This window comes from Halarcobacter bivalviorum, from assembly GCF_003346815.1.
Classification (GTDB): Bacteria; Campylobacterota; Campylobacteria; order Campylobacterales; family Arcobacteraceae; genus Halarcobacter; species Halarcobacter bivalviorum.
In genome coordinates this window covers 2,383,747-2,397,853 of record NZ_CP031217.1, presented here as the reverse complement: position 1 = coordinate 2,397,853, position 14,107 = coordinate 2,383,747, and the positions used below count along the sequence as shown (strand labels likewise).

Genomic DNA, 14,107 nt, shown 5'->3' with positions numbered 1-14,107 from the left:
TCCTAGTTCTTTTTCTTCGTTAAAAATATAAATATAGATAAAGCAATTAAAATTAGTGAAATCCCTGTTATTAAATATAGGGCATTAATCATTTTATCATAGTCTGTAAGTGCAATTTTAAATACAACCATAAGTGCTTCAATAGATAAAGCAATAATAATAGCAATAAGAAATTTTGTAATAATTTTTGTTTCTACTTTAGAGTTTTTTGAATAGCTTTTAAAATATACTTCTTGCTCTAAGATAGTTTTTGCAAGGTCAAAAATAGCAATTCCTAGAGTAAGTGCAATAACAGGTTTAAAAATAGCATCTAAGTCAAAAATACCCTTTACTAAGAATGAGTGGGCAAAGTCATATATTGAATAACATACAATAAAAAGAGCTAGAAAGAACATTGAGTACCCAGCAATTAAATAAAAAGTTTTTGTTAGAGTATGGAAGGGTTTGTTTAATTCAATTAAGTCTAATCTTTCAAGTAAAGTTTCAATTCTAAAATCAAAAAAGATAATATCTTCTCCTTCTTTTATTGAAACAGTAATACAGTTATGTTTAGTTGCACTACTTATATAAGGAGAACTAAAAGCAATTTTACATGCTTCTTTGAAATGAAGTTTAGAGATTAGATATTCTCTTGAAATATTTTGTTCTTTAATATCTTCTTTAAATCTATAGAAGTTTGGAGAGCTTTGTTTTTTTGTATCTTTGTTTACTATATAAACAAGTTCTAATGAAGGAAAAATTTTAAATAGAGTTCTAAATTTATCTGCTTCATGTTTTTTAACTTCTCCAAATTTATTTAAACTCTCTTCTATAAACTCTTCAATCCTCTCTTGATTTTGCAAATAGACTTCAAAATACTCTTTCATAAATCCCTCCTATAAGCCTGTGTCCTATTAATTATAACATATAAAGAAAAAGCAGCTATGTATAAAAAATAGACAATTATCTAAAAACTAAATATTTGTAAAAAATATTAATTTTTTGTAATTTTTTTATATATTTTAAACTTGCCAATATTTAGGAATTTAGAAGATAAAAAATATAAAATGATAAGAGTTATTGTATAAAATATATACATAAAAAGTGTTTATCTTCTTTTCTTAATCTGTTACAATTTTTCCATAATTACTTTGAAAAGGAAGAATATGGAAAATTTTAACGACTTAAAGTACATATTAGATGGATTTCTTTTTGTATTTTCAGGTGTATTAGTAATGTGGATGGCTGCAGGTTTTGCAATGCTAGAATCTGGTTTAACTAGATCAAAAAATAATGCAACAGTGTTAACTAAGAATATTGCATTATTTGCAATCTCTTGTATTATGTATTACTTTATTGGTTATAACTTAATGTATGGTGAGGGTTCTTCATTTATGGGAAGCTTTTCAACAATAAGTATGGAAAATGCTGCTGATGCTTCATATCCAGCAGCTGCAGATTTCTTTTTTCAAGTTATGTTCGTAGCAACAGCTGCATCAGTTATCTCTGGTACAGTAGCTGAAAGAATGAAATTATGGCCTTTCTTAATCTTTGTTGTAGTTTTAAGTGGTCTAATTTATCCAATTCAAGGACACTGGTCATGGGGTGGGTCTGAACTTGGTGGTCTAATTGCTGGGTTCTCTGATTTTGCTGGTTCAACTATTGTTCACTCTGTTGGTGGATGGGCTGCTTTAGCTGGAGTATTAATACTTGGAGCTAGAAAAGGAAAATATACTAAAGATGGTAAAGTAAGACCAATCCCTGGTTCTAATCTTACACTTGCAACTTTAGGTACATTCATTTTATGGATGGGATGGTTTGGATTTAATGGAGGAAGTCAATTAGCATTAGGTTCAAAAGCTGATATTGATGGTATTGCATTAGTAGTTGCAGATACAAATATGGCAGCTTGTGCGGGAGCTATTATGGCAGCACTTTTAACTCAATTACTATACAAAAAAGTTGATTTAACAATGGTATTAAATGGTGCTTTAGCAGGACTTGTATCTGTAACTGCTGGTCCAGATTTAGGTATGTTAGTTTCCTTTATTGAAGGTATTGTTGGTGGAGCTTTAGTTGTATTTGCAGTTCCTTTCTTTGACAAGTTAAGAATTGATGATCCAGTAGGTGCATTATCTGTTCACTTAGTTGCAGGTATCTGGGGAACATTAGCTGTTGGTATTTTCAATCCAGAAGTTACTCTTCTAGCACAAATAAAAGGTATCGTTGTAATTGGAGCATTTGTTTTTGTTGTTTCATTTATTGTTTGGAAAATCTTAGATTTAGTTGTTGGACTAAGAGTAGATGAAGAGACAGAGATTACAGGATTAGATATTCATGAAACAGGTTTAGAGTGTTATCCTGAATTCAAAAAAGCTTAATATATTAAGAACAAGCAACTCGTTGCTTACTTTAGAGTTTGCTTCTTTAACTGGAGTTTTACTCCAGTGTAAAAAGAAGTTATTATAAAAATAAGTTCCCTAAAAAAATGGGACATTTTTTAAGGAAGTAGAATGAAAAAAATTGAAGCAATTATAAAACCTTTTAAACTAGAAGATGTGAAAGAGGCATTGGTAGAAAATGGTGTTTCTGGTATGACTGTATCAGATGTAAAGGGATATGGAAGACAACAAGGACATTCAGAACTTTATAGAGGTGCTGAATATGTAGTTGATTTTTTAGCAAAAATAAAAATAGAAGTAATCGTAAATGATGAAGAGGTTGATTCAACTATTAGTGTAATTGTAGAAGCAGCTAAAACAGGAAAAATTGGTGATGGAAAGATTTTTGTTACTTCAATTGATGAGGTAGTAAGAATTAGAACAGAACAAAGAGGAAGTGATGCTGTTTAAAAATTTAAATTAAGGAGGATTTTTTCTTCCTTGATTTAAAGCTTAACACCTGTATATTTTTTATACATATATTCTCTATATAAACTCACAAAAAAAATATATAATGTTTCTTAAGAAAACTTAGGAAGGGTTAAATATGGACTTACAATCAGTTAGCTATGTAATAGATACATTTTTTGCAATCTTTGCAATGACACTAATTATTTTTATGGTTCCAGGTTTTGCTATGCTTGAAGCAGGACTTGTAAGAACAAAAAATGTTACAGCAGTATTAATGGTAAACACAATGATTTATGCAGTAGCTTCATTGGCATTTTTACTTGTTGGTTATTCAATTGCTTTTGGAGATTTTGGCAGTGACACAATGTCAAAATGGGCAGCATTTTTATTCCAAATGGCATTTGTTGGAAAAGTTATTAATATTATGTCTGGTGGTGTAAGTGAAAGAGCAAAAGTTTTACCTTTAGCTTTATTTACAATTATTATGGGTGGATTTATTTATCCAACAGTAGTTAACTGGTCATGGGGAAGTGATATGTTAGCTGGAACATTTTTAGATATCTCTATGTATGATTTAGCTGGTTCTACAGTTATTCACTCAACTGGGGGATGGGCTTTACTTGCTGCTATTTTAATTATTGGAGCAAGACGAGGAAGATATCCAAAAGAGGGTGGGGTTAGAGTAATTCCTGCTTCAAATATTCCTCTTGTAACTTTAGGTGCTTTCCTTTTATGGATTGGTTGGTTTGGATTTAATGGTGGTTCAGTTGGTTCAATTGCTTCTAAAGAGAGTGCAGATGCAGTTGCTTTAACTATTATGAATACAAATACAGCTGGTTTATCGGGTGCAATTATTGTTGGTGCATTTATGTATTTTAGATATAAAAAGCTTGATATTACAATGGTATTAAATGGTGCTTTAGGCGGATTAGTTGCAATTACAGCTGGACCAGATCTTTATGATATTTATACTCCAATTTTAATTGGTGCAATTGGTGGAACATTAGTTGTATTTGGTGTATCATTTTTTGATAAATTAAAGCTTGATGATCCAGTGGGTGCTTTATCAGTTCATTTATTAAATGGTATTTGGGGAACATTAGCAGTTGGTATTTTTGCAAGCAATGGGGATACAATTACTTTTCTGGGACAATTAAAAGGTGTAGCGGTTGTAGCAGTATTTGCTTTTGTTGTTTCATATGTTGTTTTATTCCTAATTAATAAAATAGCACCATTAAGAGCTCACAATGATGAAGAGATGCAAGGGCTAGATGTAGAAGAGTGTGGTTTAGAAGCATATCCAGAGTTTAAGAGAGCATTTTAGGGTATAATTTGATTTTAAAATTATTTTGTTAAAATATATAGATTAAGAAAAAGGATTAATAGTGAAAAAAATTGAAGCAGTGATTAAGCCATTTAAATTAGAAGATGTGAAAGATGCTTTAACAGAAGCTGGAATTACAGGAATGACAGTATCTGATGTTAAAGGTTATGGAAGACAACAAGGACACTCAGAACTTTATAGAGGTGCTGAGTATGTTGTTGATTTTCTACCAAAAATTAAAATTGAACTAATTGTTGCAGATGAGAATGTAGATAATACAATTGATATTATTATCAATGCAGCAAAAACAGGAAAAATTGGTGATGGTAAAATTTTTGTTTCACCTATAGAAAAAACAATCAGAATTAGAACTGGTGAAGAAGATGAGGATGCAATATAATATGCAAACAATATTTGAAATAGATTCTGCTTTAGATATGCACCTTCATTTACGTGATGGTGATATGTTAAAACTTGTTGGTCCTTTAACTTCAGAAACTTTTAGTGGTGCATTAATTATGCCAAATTTAGTTCCTCCTGTAACAACTAAAGAGGCAATGCTTTCTTATAAACAAAGAATTCAAGAAGCATGTAGTGAAGATAAATTTACGCCACATTTAACACTATTTTTTCAAAATAACTATTCATATGAATTTCTAGAAGATATCAAAGATGAAATTATTGGTATAAAACTATATCCAGCAGGAATTACAACTAACTCTGAAACAGGTGTAGCTTCTATGGATGTGGAAGTTTTAAGACCCACATTAGAATCTATGAGTAAGTTAGGTATTCCTCTTTGTATCCATGGAGAGACAAATGGATTTGTAATGGATAGAGAAAAAGAGTTTATGCCTATATATGAATCAATTGCTCAGGCATTTCCTGATTTAAAAATCATAATGGAGCATATTACAACAAAAGATGCAGTAGAGTTACTTGATAAATATGATAATCTTTATGCAACAGTAACTTTACATCACCTTCTTATAACTTTAGATGATATGGCAGGTGGAATGTTAAAACCTCATTTATTTTGTAAACCAATTGCAAAAAGACCAGAAGATAGAGATGCTCTTTTAAATGCAGCACTTAAGGCTCACCCTAAGTTAATGTTTGGAAGTGACTCAGCTCCTCATCCAAAACATAAAAAAGAGTGTTGTGGTTGTGCAGCAGGAGTATTTACTTCTCCTATTGCTTTACAAGCTTTAACTCAACTTTTTGAAGAGAATGATTCTTTAGAGAATTTAAATGCTTTTGTAAGTTTAAATGCAAGAAGAATTTATAATTTAAATCCTGTATCAAAAAAAGTAAAATTAGTTAAAAAAGATTTTATTGTTCCAACAACTTATAATTTTAAAGGGGAAAGTGTAGTTCCAATGTATGCTGGTGAAGTATTAAATTGGACTATTCAAGCTATTGAAGACTAGGAAACTTAAATGTTTCCATGTCTTTCTTTAAGTAGTCTTCTTATATTATCGCTAGACTCTTTAGCTTTTTTAATTCTATCTTCTCTCATTGCTCTTAGAGTATCTAGAGTCTCTTGTTTTTCATGATCTATATTTGCTTGAATCTGAATAGCTTTTCTATTATTTTGAATACCAGATACAGCAACAAATTTTTCAGTATTATTTACATAAACTTTAGATGAAGGAGAAGTAGCATTTTTACTAAATACAATTACATCATCAGCTTTCAAACTTAAAAGCTCAGATACAGTCATTTCTGTTTCAGCCATAATTGCTTCAATACTCATTTTTGCACCAGAAATTAAAGTTGTGATATCTTTTTTTCTACTTGCTTTTTTATTTCTACCTTCAGAAAAGATTCTTTCAACAATTTTATTTAAAAGAGTTTCAATATATGAAATAGGATAACAAATAGATAAAAATCCAGACTCTTCATCAATTGTAATTTCAAGAACAACTAATAAAACAATTTCGTGGTCTGAGATAATTTGAATAGCATTTGCATTTGTATCTCTTGATTCAATTTTAAAGTTTAAAGTAGTAACTTCATCCCAAGCTCTATAAAGATGTTTTACAAACATTTTATAGAAGTGTTCAAAAATATTAACTTCAATTTCTGTAAGTTCTCTATCTAAATTATCACTTGCTGCAACGGCACCACTTCCAAGTAATTCTGCAATAATTTTGTGTGAAATTCCAGGGTTACACTCAATTACAATTCTTCCTTCTAAAGGTTTAATTGAAAGTGTATTAAGTGATGTAAGTTGAGGAATAGAAAGAATAAACTCTCCATAAGTCATCTGCTCAATTGAGTATAATTTAATATCTACAATTTTTCTAAGCATAGCTGAAAGGTCTGTAATTAAATCCCTTAACATCTTATCATGAAGTGTAGAGAAAGCTTTAAATTGCTCATTAGAGATTCTATTAGGCTTTTTAAAATCATAAATAGAGTAGTTTTTTTCTTTTGATACAATCTGGTCTTCGCCAACTGCTTCAATCTCTTCCCCGGCATCGGCTATATCTAAGAGTGCATCAATTTCATCTTGACTTAAAAATTCAGCCATTTTATCCTCTTATCTCAAGTTCAACATCTAAAGCACCAAGTTCTTTTATCATTTTAAGTGTATCAATGATTTCAGTAATTGGTAGTTTCATAACTTTCATAGCTCTTACTAAATCAGATACTGTTGGTACTTCTTTTGTATTCATCAATGTATTATTGATATTTACTGCAACGGGTTTGTTCTCAAGTCTTACGTTATCTCCAATATCTTGGCCTTTATTTACTTTGTTATCTTCCCATTGTGTTTCACTTAAGTTAGATTTTTTTATTCTAATTGTGAAATCTTTTTTTGCAACAGTTACAGGACCAATAGGAATATCAAGTCCAGCAATAATAGTCTCTCTAGCTACATCAATTATAATTTTCTTTTTAAATGTAGAATCTAATTGAATACTTTGAATATCAGATAAAAATTTTACAATAGAGCTATTTTGAGGCTTTTTTACATATATTGTTCTTGTATCAATTGCAACTGCTAAAGGTTTATTAAAAAATTCATTAATCTTTTTTTCTACTAAGTATGCTTGTTTAGCATCATTTTTTAGAAGACTTAGTTTTATACTATCTTCATTTTTAAGTGAATAATCTACTTCGTTTTCTACTGTAGCACCTTCATAAATAAAACCAGTAGTTGGATTTGCAGATTCTGCTACAATTGAACCTTGTGCTAGAGCATAAACTTGACCATCAACAGCTTTTAGTTGAGTTAATAATAATTCACCGTTATCAATTGATTTTGCATCACCAATAGCAGAGATTTTTACTTTTATTTTATCACCTTGCCTTGCAAAAGGAGGAAGTTCAGCAGTTACCATAACTGCTGCAATATTTTTAGATTTAATTGAAGAAGCAGGAATTTTTATATATGAATTTCTAAGTAGGTTTTGTAAACTTTGCATTGTAAATTGAGATTTATCACCAGAGCCTGCAAGTCCTACAACCAGACCATATCCAATTAATTGGTTGTCTCTAATTCCAACAACATTTGAAATGTCTTTAATAGTTACTGCATAAATAGTTTGTAAAAAAAATAATAAAACTATAAAAAATTTCAATACCACACCTCTTTCATAATTGGAAATATTTTATCTAAAATTTTATAAAAACAAGGTATAATTTTTATAAAAAATAATTTTAGGGCAATCTTTTGACTATATATATCTACGGTAGTGATAGTTTTAAAAATGAAATCAATGATGTTTTAAGACATTCTAATATAAAGTTTAGACTTGATGATAGAGGTGAAATTAAAGAGTTAAATACTTTAAATGAACTAAAAAATGCCATAGAAGAGAACCCTAATAATATATACTTAATTGATGATTCAAAAATAATAAAAAAGAGTATATTAACTGATAAAATAAAATTTTTAAAACCAAAAGACGGAATAGAACAAGAATATTTACTTGACCATGGAATTGGAGATGTATCAGTTGATTCTATTGAAGAACTTTCAAAACATATTATAAGAAGACTAGATTCAGTTCTTGGTAAAGAAGAGAATATAGAAGATATTCAAGATTCTATTATAGAAATTGTTGAAGGTGCGTATGAAGAAGATTCAAATAGTAATGCTTCAGAAGATTTAAAAATTGAACAAGTATATGAAATAAATGCTGAGCCAGAAGAGTTTTCTTCAGATGAAATAGAAGAACATATTGAGCTGGATGATGAATTAAGTGCATTATTAGCTTCTTCTAAAGATGATGATCCATTTTTTGAAGAAGAAGGACCTCAAATAAGTGATGAAGAAGCTTTAGCTGATATTTTAAACCAAGTTGAAGAAATCGAAATTGCTGAAAAGCAAGATAAAGAGAATCAACTAAAAGAAGAGAATGAAAATTTTAATCCTTCTTCTAACTTAGATGATTTATTAGTTCAATTAGAAGAGAGTCATCAAGGACAAATATTAACAAGTGATGAAAAAACTATTGATAATGATGATTTAAGTGATTTACAGGATGTGTTGGATCAGATAGAAGAATCAGAAATAACTGTAGATAATAAGATTGAAGAAAATGAAGTAGACCCATTAAAAGATTTGAGTTTTGATGATAATTTAGATAATATAATTAATGATGAAAAGAGTATTGATGAAGATTTTAATATTAGTACTCAAGGAGAAAAAATGTCAGATCAGTTTTCAGAATTTGATACATTAAGTGAAAATGAGATTTTAGCTGCACTTGATGGTGTTGAAAATTTAACTATTACTAAAGAGAGTGAAGAGAAAAAAGAAAATTCTGTAGTAGCTTCAAATAATTCAAATAACTTAAGTGTAGATAGTGCAAATGCAGATGAAATTGCAAAATTAATTACTCAGTTATTAAATAATAAAACACTAGAAATTACAATTAAAGTTAAAGACTAGTATGGATTTAATAGGGATTGCTGAAAATACGGTAAAAATTATTCTTATTTTAGGATTACCGTCATTAATTGTAAGTATGGTAATTGGACTTATAATTTCAATTTTTCAAGCAGTTACACAAGTATCAGATGCTTCATTAAGTTTTGTTCCTAAGATTATTGTTGTATCTATTTTTGTTTTAATAACTTTACCTTGGGTAGGAGATCATATTACAACATATACGAAGGATCTTTGGGATTTAATATTAGTTTTTGGAGAGTAAAGTATGATTGATAAATTATATAATTTAAAAAAAACTCAAACTGATCAAAAACTTATGCAAAGGGCTCAACTTCAGGCAAAAATTAATCATATTGATGCCGAGATTATGCTTACTCAAACTCAAATAAATACTGCAAGTGTTCAAAAATTTGGAGCAATCTCAGATTTTTCAGTTTTGGCAATGCATAAAAATACAATGAAAGAGCATATAAGAAAGTTAGAAAATGAAAAAATTGGACTTATACGGCAGATGGAAGTAATAATTGAAGAGATTATTCAACTTCAAAAAGAGACAGAACAATTTGAATACATTTTAGATGAATTAAAACAAGAAAAACAATTAAAAATTATAAAAGCTGAAATGGAAGCTTCAGAAGAATATATACAAAGTAAATACATAAGTGGATAAGGAGTAAAGGTGATAAGAGTTGTATTTTTATTTTTAATTTCATTTATAGTATTAAATGCACAAGAAGAGAGAGTAACTAGTGCAGCTTTAATTAAACAAAAAATTGAAGTAAAAGAGTTAAAAAAAGAGTTAAATACTTTTTATAATAAAAAAGAAAAAGAGTATCAAGAAAGAAAAAAAGAGCTTCTTGATTTAATAAAAAAAGTTGAAACAGAAAAAAAAGCAATAGAAAAAATAAGAAATGAGAATCTTCAACTGCTTCAAGATATAAATGGTGAAGTTGAAGCTAAAACATCAAAGATATATAATAAAATGAAACCAAAGGTTGCAGCTTCTATTTTTAATGAGATGATTAATAATGGAAAAGTTGAAGATGTTTTTGATATAATCTTAAGACTAAAAGAAAATAATGTAACATCATTAATGAAGTTTTTAAGCCCAAAAAATGCAGCAATACTAACATTAATGTTAAAAGAATATAGGGCTAAAAATCAAGACGAAGGGTAATTATGGCAGAAGAAAATAACGAAGTAAAAAAACCTGGTGGTGGAAAAGGATTAATGGTAGTGCTTATCGCACTAGTGGTTATTTTACTACTTGCAGTAGGTGTTGGTGGATATTTAATATTCAGTAGTGGTGTTCTAAATGGACAGCAATCACAACAACAAGTGCAAAAAGAAGAGTCAGGTAATACTAATGCTACTTATAAAGCAGCAATAAATGATTTAGTTCTTAATATTACGAATGCAAAAGGTAGAGAGAAGCTAATGAAATTATCTTTTCATCTAAAAAGTACAGAACCATCAATTGAATCAATTGTTGAAGAGTATAAACCTGAAATAGTAGATGCTGTAATTGCACAAATTAGTTCTAGAAGTTCAGAAGAGCTATTAACAGTTGGTGGTAAAGCACTTTTAAAAGAAGAGCTTTTAGAAGATATTAACAACATTATTAATGAAGTAACTTCAAGTAATGATGATATTAAAAGAAATAGTGTTCAAAATATTTTATTTACAACATTTGTAATCAAGTAAAATGATAGTAGCAGTTAAAACAAATAATAAAAAAAGACTTCTAATTAAATTAGCATCTGCTGTAGCAGTTGCAATTATGTTTATTGCTTATTACTTTCATATGAGTAATGAGTTTGCAATACAACAGCAAAAAGAGCAAGAACAAAAATTAAAAGCTATTGAAATAGACAATAAAAAAGCAATGCAAAATAAATTAGAGAGAATAATTTATAGAGAAGTTGAAACTGCTGTTGATTTAATTGGTCAAAGAAATATTCAAGATGTAAAAATTATTTCGGATAGGGTATTAATAGTAGCAGATGTAGGAACAAATCTTGATGCTTTAAAAGTTAGATATGGAAGTACAGCTTTAATTAAAAATGATTTAAAAGATGTAAAAATAGCTATAGATTTAAAATATGTAGTAGAGAGTAAGTTTGATGATGCAGAGTAAATATCTAATACTAATAATTTTACCTATTTTTTTAACTGGATGTGTAGAACAACCAGAAATTAAGTTTGAGAAACCAACTTTACAAGTTCCTAAAACACAACCAGTTGTTCAAAAGAAAAAAGGTTCTTTATACTCAATGAGAGGACCTTCTTTATTTGCTGATAAAAAAGATTTACAAATTGGTGATATCATTCAAGTTAGAATTAGTGAATCATTAAATTCTAATACAAAAAATAAAAGAGAGATCAGTTCTGATAGAAATGCTAACTTAGGTGGTGGATTAATTTCTCAAATGGATGCAAATGTTCCTCTTGCTTCTTCTGTTAAAAAGTATGCTGATAAATTTAACTCTTATGCAGGAGTTAATTTTGGAACAGAGAGTACAAGCTCAAATACGGGAGAAGTTAAAACAAATCTTAGTGAAACATTTTCTACAAATGTATCTGCTATTATAGAAGAGACTTATCAAAATGGTAATTATTTAATTCGTGGAACTAAAGAGATGCTTATTGATGGTCAAAAACAATCTTTAGTTTTAAGTGGAGTAATTAGGCCTTATGATATAACTCCTGAAAATTCTGTTTCATCTTCACAAGTTGCTAATTTAAAGATTCTTTATATAAAAGATGGTGAAGAACAAGATGTAATGAAAGTTCCTTGGGGAATGAGAATTATTAAAACATTTTGGCCTTTTTAATCTAATTTTAAGAAATGTAATGCGATAATTTGTAAAATTATCTGCAAAAGGAGTATATATGTTAAAGTCATTAAATGTGGCTCAAAGTGGTCTTAATGCCTCTAAAATAGCTATTGAGAATGTTTCAAATAATATTGCTAATGAAAATACTCCTGGGTATAAAAAAAGAGTTGTACAATTAAGTGAACTTGAATTAATTGACTCAAGATTTACGGGTCGTGGAGTTAGAGCAGATACCGCTTATAGAATTACTTCACAATATCTGTATGATAATATGATGAATGAAAATACAAAATCAAATTACTATGGTGCAGTTTCTAAATTAGTTGGAAATATTGAAGTAATGTTTACAGAAACTGACGAAAGTGGTTTCTCAAGTGATTTAGATAGATATTTTCAAGCTATAGAAAATCTAAGAACAAACCCAAGTTCAGAAATTTATAGAACTACTTATAAAACTCAAGGACAAGTATTAGTTGATTCTTTACAAAACCTTTATAAAGGAATAGAAAAAGAAGAAGAATTAACAAAAATTTCATTAGAAGAAAACGTAAAAAAAGTAAATAATCTAATTAATGAAATTGGTGCAGTAAATCAACAGTTAGGCCAACATGTCGAAGCTTCTAATGATTTATTAGATAAAAGGGATCAATTAGAAAGAGAACTATCACAATACGTAGATATTGAAGTTGATAGAAGTAATAATGAATATATGCTAAAAGTTGGTGGTGAAGTTGCAGTTAGATATAATACTAATATTCGTGAAATAAATCTTGTAGAAGAGTTTAGTCCACAAGTAGATAGATTCTCAACTAATCCAGCTACAGGAAAACCAGGTGACTTAATTGGTGAAAACCATGATATTGGAATTGGAGATAAAATTTCATATAAATTTAATAATGAATATGAAGTTTCAATTCAAATTGGTAGTAATAAATATACAGATGGTCAAGGTAATGAATATGAAATTGACTTTGATGGAGATGGAGTAGCCGATACAGTTGATGAAACAAACTATATTAGAGCTTTATCTTTTGCTGTTAATAGTCATCCTAAAATTTCAGAGCAAGTAATTGCTTATAATGGAGACTATTCTGTTGATAAAGATGGAAATATTGTTGATAATATGGGAAGAGATGAGTTCTTATTATTAGAAGCAAGAAATCATGGTGAAGATGGAAAGTTTCAAGGTAGAATTGTCGTTGAAGAAGCATCAAATCCAACGGTTCAATCATCAAACTCTGTATTACCAACAGATCTAGTTGACCCAGCAGGTGGAGACATAACTATAAATGTACCAGGTGTTGGAAATAAAGTATTCCCTGTAGGTCCAGCAACTACATATCAAGACTTAATAAATAGTATTAATGCTGACCCTGATTTAAGTGCTGAATTAAATGGTAGTGGAAATTTAATTATAGGAAATAAAAGTAATCCTAGTGAAGGGATAACTGTAACAGATAATCTAACTACATCAATTGGATTTGTTGATACTCCTAAAAATAATGATTCACTTTTTAGAAATGAGTATTCAAGTAAAGATGGTGAAGATAAAGTATATTTAGCAGTTTATGATAAAGAAATTAATATTAAATCAGGAATTTTAAAAGCTCAAACAGAGAACTTAACTACAAGCTCTCCAAATAATAAGATTATTGATTATAAAGAAAAATTAGATAATTTTGCAAGATCACTTAGTGATTTATTTGATAAGTTTGTTAAAACAACTGCTGATGGTGATTATATTTATGGGCACGTGGCATCTGATAATTATACAGGTGATAGAGAAATTAAAAATTTAAATTTATTTAGTGGTATGGACGTAATGTCTTTAAAATTTAATGCAGATGCAGTTAATGATTTAGATCAAGTAGATTTAGATTATATGTCAACAATGCAATGGAAAAAAGATATAGAATTTGATGGTTTTGCACAAGATGGATCTAGTATAAATGCAACATCACTTTCTGAATTCTTTCAGGAAATTAGAGTAAATATCTCTTCTGATAAAGAAAATAATGACTTTTTATTTGAAACTCAAGCTACAGTTTTTCAAGCTGTACAATTTAAGTTTGAGCAATTAACTAAAGTTGACCCAGATGAAGAGATGATAAACCTTATGAAGTTTCAAGCAGCATATACAGCTAATGCAAAAATTGTTACTGCTGTTGATGAAATGATACAAACACTTCTTGGAATGTAAAGGAGGAAG

At 28.9% G+C, this 14,107-nt stretch carries 16 protein-coding genes; 13 read left to right on the top strand and 3 right to left on the bottom strand.

Going from position 1 to position 14,107, the window contains the following annotated elements; genetic code table 11:
• Positions 1-2 precede the first annotated feature (2 nt).
• Positions 3-866 (bottom strand): hypothetical protein, encoded by an 864-nt coding sequence (locus ABIV_RS12180; RefSeq protein ID WP_114840150.1) that lies wholly within the window; start codon positions 864-866, stop codon positions 3-5.
• Positions 867-1,145: 279 nt separating this feature from the next.
• Here ABIV_RS12180 and amt point away from each other — a divergent pair, with 279 nt between their 5' ends.
• From amt to pyrC, 5 genes are all read left to right on the top strand, one after another.
• Positions 1,146-2,360 carry an ammonium transporter gene (gene amt / locus ABIV_RS12175; protein ID WP_114840149.1) on the top strand — a complete coding sequence of 405 codons (1,215 nt, stop codon included), beginning with the start codon at positions 1,146-1,148 and terminating at the stop codon, positions 2,358-2,360.
• Between the two features lie 132 nt (positions 2,361-2,492).
• Positions 2,493-2,831, top strand: coding sequence for a P-II family nitrogen regulator (locus ABIV_RS12170; protein ID WP_114840148.1), 339 nt, complete (start codon positions 2,493-2,495; stop codon positions 2,829-2,831).
• Between the two features lie 136 nt (positions 2,832-2,967).
• Complete coding sequence (locus ABIV_RS12165; protein WP_114840147.1) at positions 2,968-4,155, top strand: ammonium transporter family protein; 1,188 nt, start codon at positions 2,968-2,970, stop codon at positions 4,153-4,155.
• Between the two features lie 61 nt (positions 4,156-4,216).
• Positions 4,217-4,555, top strand: a complete 339-nt coding sequence (locus ABIV_RS12160; RefSeq protein ID WP_114840146.1) for a P-II family nitrogen regulator — start codon at positions 4,217-4,219, stop codon at positions 4,553-4,555.
• A 1-nt stretch (position 4,556) separates the two neighbouring features.
• On the top strand, positions 4,557-5,585 hold the full coding sequence (pyrC, locus tag ABIV_RS12155) for a dihydroorotase (RefSeq protein WP_114840522.1): 1,029 nt from the start codon (positions 4,557-4,559) through the stop codon (positions 5,583-5,585).
• Between the two features lie 5 nt (positions 5,586-5,590).
• Here pyrC and fliM read toward each other — a convergent pair whose 3' ends face one another.
• Together fliM and ABIV_RS12145 are read right to left on the bottom strand one after the other, a co-directional pair.
• Positions 5,591-6,691, bottom strand: coding sequence for a flagellar motor switch protein FliM (gene fliM / locus ABIV_RS12150; protein WP_114840145.1), 1,101 nt, complete (start codon positions 6,689-6,691; stop codon positions 5,591-5,593).
• A 1-nt stretch (position 6,692) separates the two neighbouring features.
• A complete protein-coding gene (locus tag ABIV_RS12145; protein ID WP_228254305.1) occupies positions 6,693-7,751 on the bottom strand; it encodes a flagellar basal body P-ring protein FlgI in 1,059 nt (352 codons plus the stop codon).
• An 86-nt stretch (positions 7,752-7,837) separates the two neighbouring features.
• Between ABIV_RS12145 and ABIV_RS12140 the strand changes: the two genes are divergently transcribed.
• From ABIV_RS12140 to ABIV_RS12105, 8 genes are read left to right on the top strand one after another with little or no spacing between them, the layout of a single operon-like run.
• Entirely contained in the window at positions 7,838-9,061 is a 1,224-nt protein-coding gene (locus ABIV_RS12140) for a hypothetical protein (protein ID WP_114840143.1), read from the top strand.
• Position 9,062: 1 nt separating this feature from the next.
• Complete coding sequence (locus ABIV_RS12135) at positions 9,063-9,323, top strand: flagellar biosynthetic protein FliQ (RefSeq protein ID WP_114840142.1); 261 nt, start codon at positions 9,063-9,065, stop codon at positions 9,321-9,323.
• A 3-nt stretch (positions 9,324-9,326) separates the two neighbouring features.
• Positions 9,327-9,731 carry a hypothetical protein gene (locus ABIV_RS12130; protein ID WP_114840141.1) on the top strand — a complete coding sequence of 135 codons (405 nt, stop codon included), beginning with the start codon at positions 9,327-9,329 and terminating at the stop codon, positions 9,729-9,731.
• A gap of 9 nt (positions 9,732-9,740) precedes the next feature.
• Positions 9,741-10,238, top strand: coding sequence for a MotE family protein (locus ABIV_RS12125; RefSeq protein ID WP_228254304.1), 498 nt, complete (start codon positions 9,741-9,743; stop codon positions 10,236-10,238).
• Positions 10,239-10,240: 2 nt separating this feature from the next.
• Positions 10,241-10,765 (top strand): flagellar basal body-associated FliL family protein, encoded by a 525-nt coding sequence (locus tag ABIV_RS12120; protein ID WP_114840140.1) that lies wholly within the window; start codon positions 10,241-10,243, stop codon positions 10,763-10,765.
• A gap of 1 nt (position 10,766) precedes the next feature.
• Positions 10,767-11,198, top strand: coding sequence for a hypothetical protein (locus ABIV_RS12115; protein ID WP_114840139.1), 432 nt, complete (start codon positions 10,767-10,769; stop codon positions 11,196-11,198).
• Positions 11,185-11,895 (top strand): flagellar basal body L-ring protein FlgH, encoded by a 711-nt coding sequence (locus tag ABIV_RS12110; protein ID WP_228254303.1) that lies wholly within the window; start codon positions 11,185-11,187, stop codon positions 11,893-11,895. Before ABIV_RS12115 ends, ABIV_RS12110 begins: the two co-directional genes overlap by 14 nt.
• Positions 11,896-11,953: 58 nt before the next feature.
• Complete coding sequence (locus ABIV_RS12105) at positions 11,954-14,098, top strand: FlgK family flagellar hook-associated protein (RefSeq protein ID WP_114840137.1); 2,145 nt, start codon at positions 11,954-11,956, stop codon at positions 14,096-14,098.
• Positions 14,099-14,107: the final 9 nt, after the last annotated feature.

What these genes read in the sequence shown, in the direction of transcription:
- ABIV_RS12120 (WP_114840140.1), top strand. Translation starts at nt 10,241, where the DNA reads ATGGCAGAAGAAAATAACGAAGTAAAAAAACCTGGTGGTGGAAAAGGA.
- ABIV_RS12165 (WP_114840147.1), top strand. Translation starts at nt 2,968, where the DNA reads ATGGACTTACAATCAGTTAGCTATGTAATAGATACATTTTTTGCAATC.
- pyrC (WP_114840522.1), top strand. Translation starts at nt 4,557, where the DNA reads ATGCAAACAATATTTGAAATAGATTCTGCTTTAGATATGCACCTTCAT.
- ABIV_RS12105 (WP_114840137.1), top strand. Translation starts at nt 11,954, where the DNA reads ATGTTAAAGTCATTAAATGTGGCTCAAAGTGGTCTTAATGCCTCTAAA.
- ABIV_RS12180 (WP_114840150.1), bottom strand. Translation starts at nt 866, where the DNA reads ATGAAAGAGTATTTTGAAGTCTATTTGCAAAATCAAGAGAGGATTGAA.
- ABIV_RS12110 (WP_228254303.1), top strand. Translation starts at nt 11,185, where the DNA reads ATGATGCAGAGTAAATATCTAATACTAATAATTTTACCTATTTTTTTA.
- ABIV_RS12130 (WP_114840141.1), top strand. Translation starts at nt 9,327, where the DNA reads ATGATTGATAAATTATATAATTTAAAAAAAACTCAAACTGATCAAAAA.
- ABIV_RS12115 (WP_114840139.1), top strand. Translation starts at nt 10,767, where the DNA reads ATGATAGTAGCAGTTAAAACAAATAATAAAAAAAGACTTCTAATTAAA.
- ABIV_RS12135 (WP_114840142.1), top strand. Translation starts at nt 9,063, where the DNA reads ATGGATTTAATAGGGATTGCTGAAAATACGGTAAAAATTATTCTTATT.
- ABIV_RS12170 (WP_114840148.1), top strand. Translation starts at nt 2,493, where the DNA reads ATGAAAAAAATTGAAGCAATTATAAAACCTTTTAAACTAGAAGATGTG.
- amt (WP_114840149.1), top strand. Translation starts at nt 1,146, where the DNA reads ATGGAAAATTTTAACGACTTAAAGTACATATTAGATGGATTTCTTTTT.
- fliM (WP_114840145.1), bottom strand. Translation starts at nt 6,691, where the DNA reads ATGGCTGAATTTTTAAGTCAAGATGAAATTGATGCACTCTTAGATATA.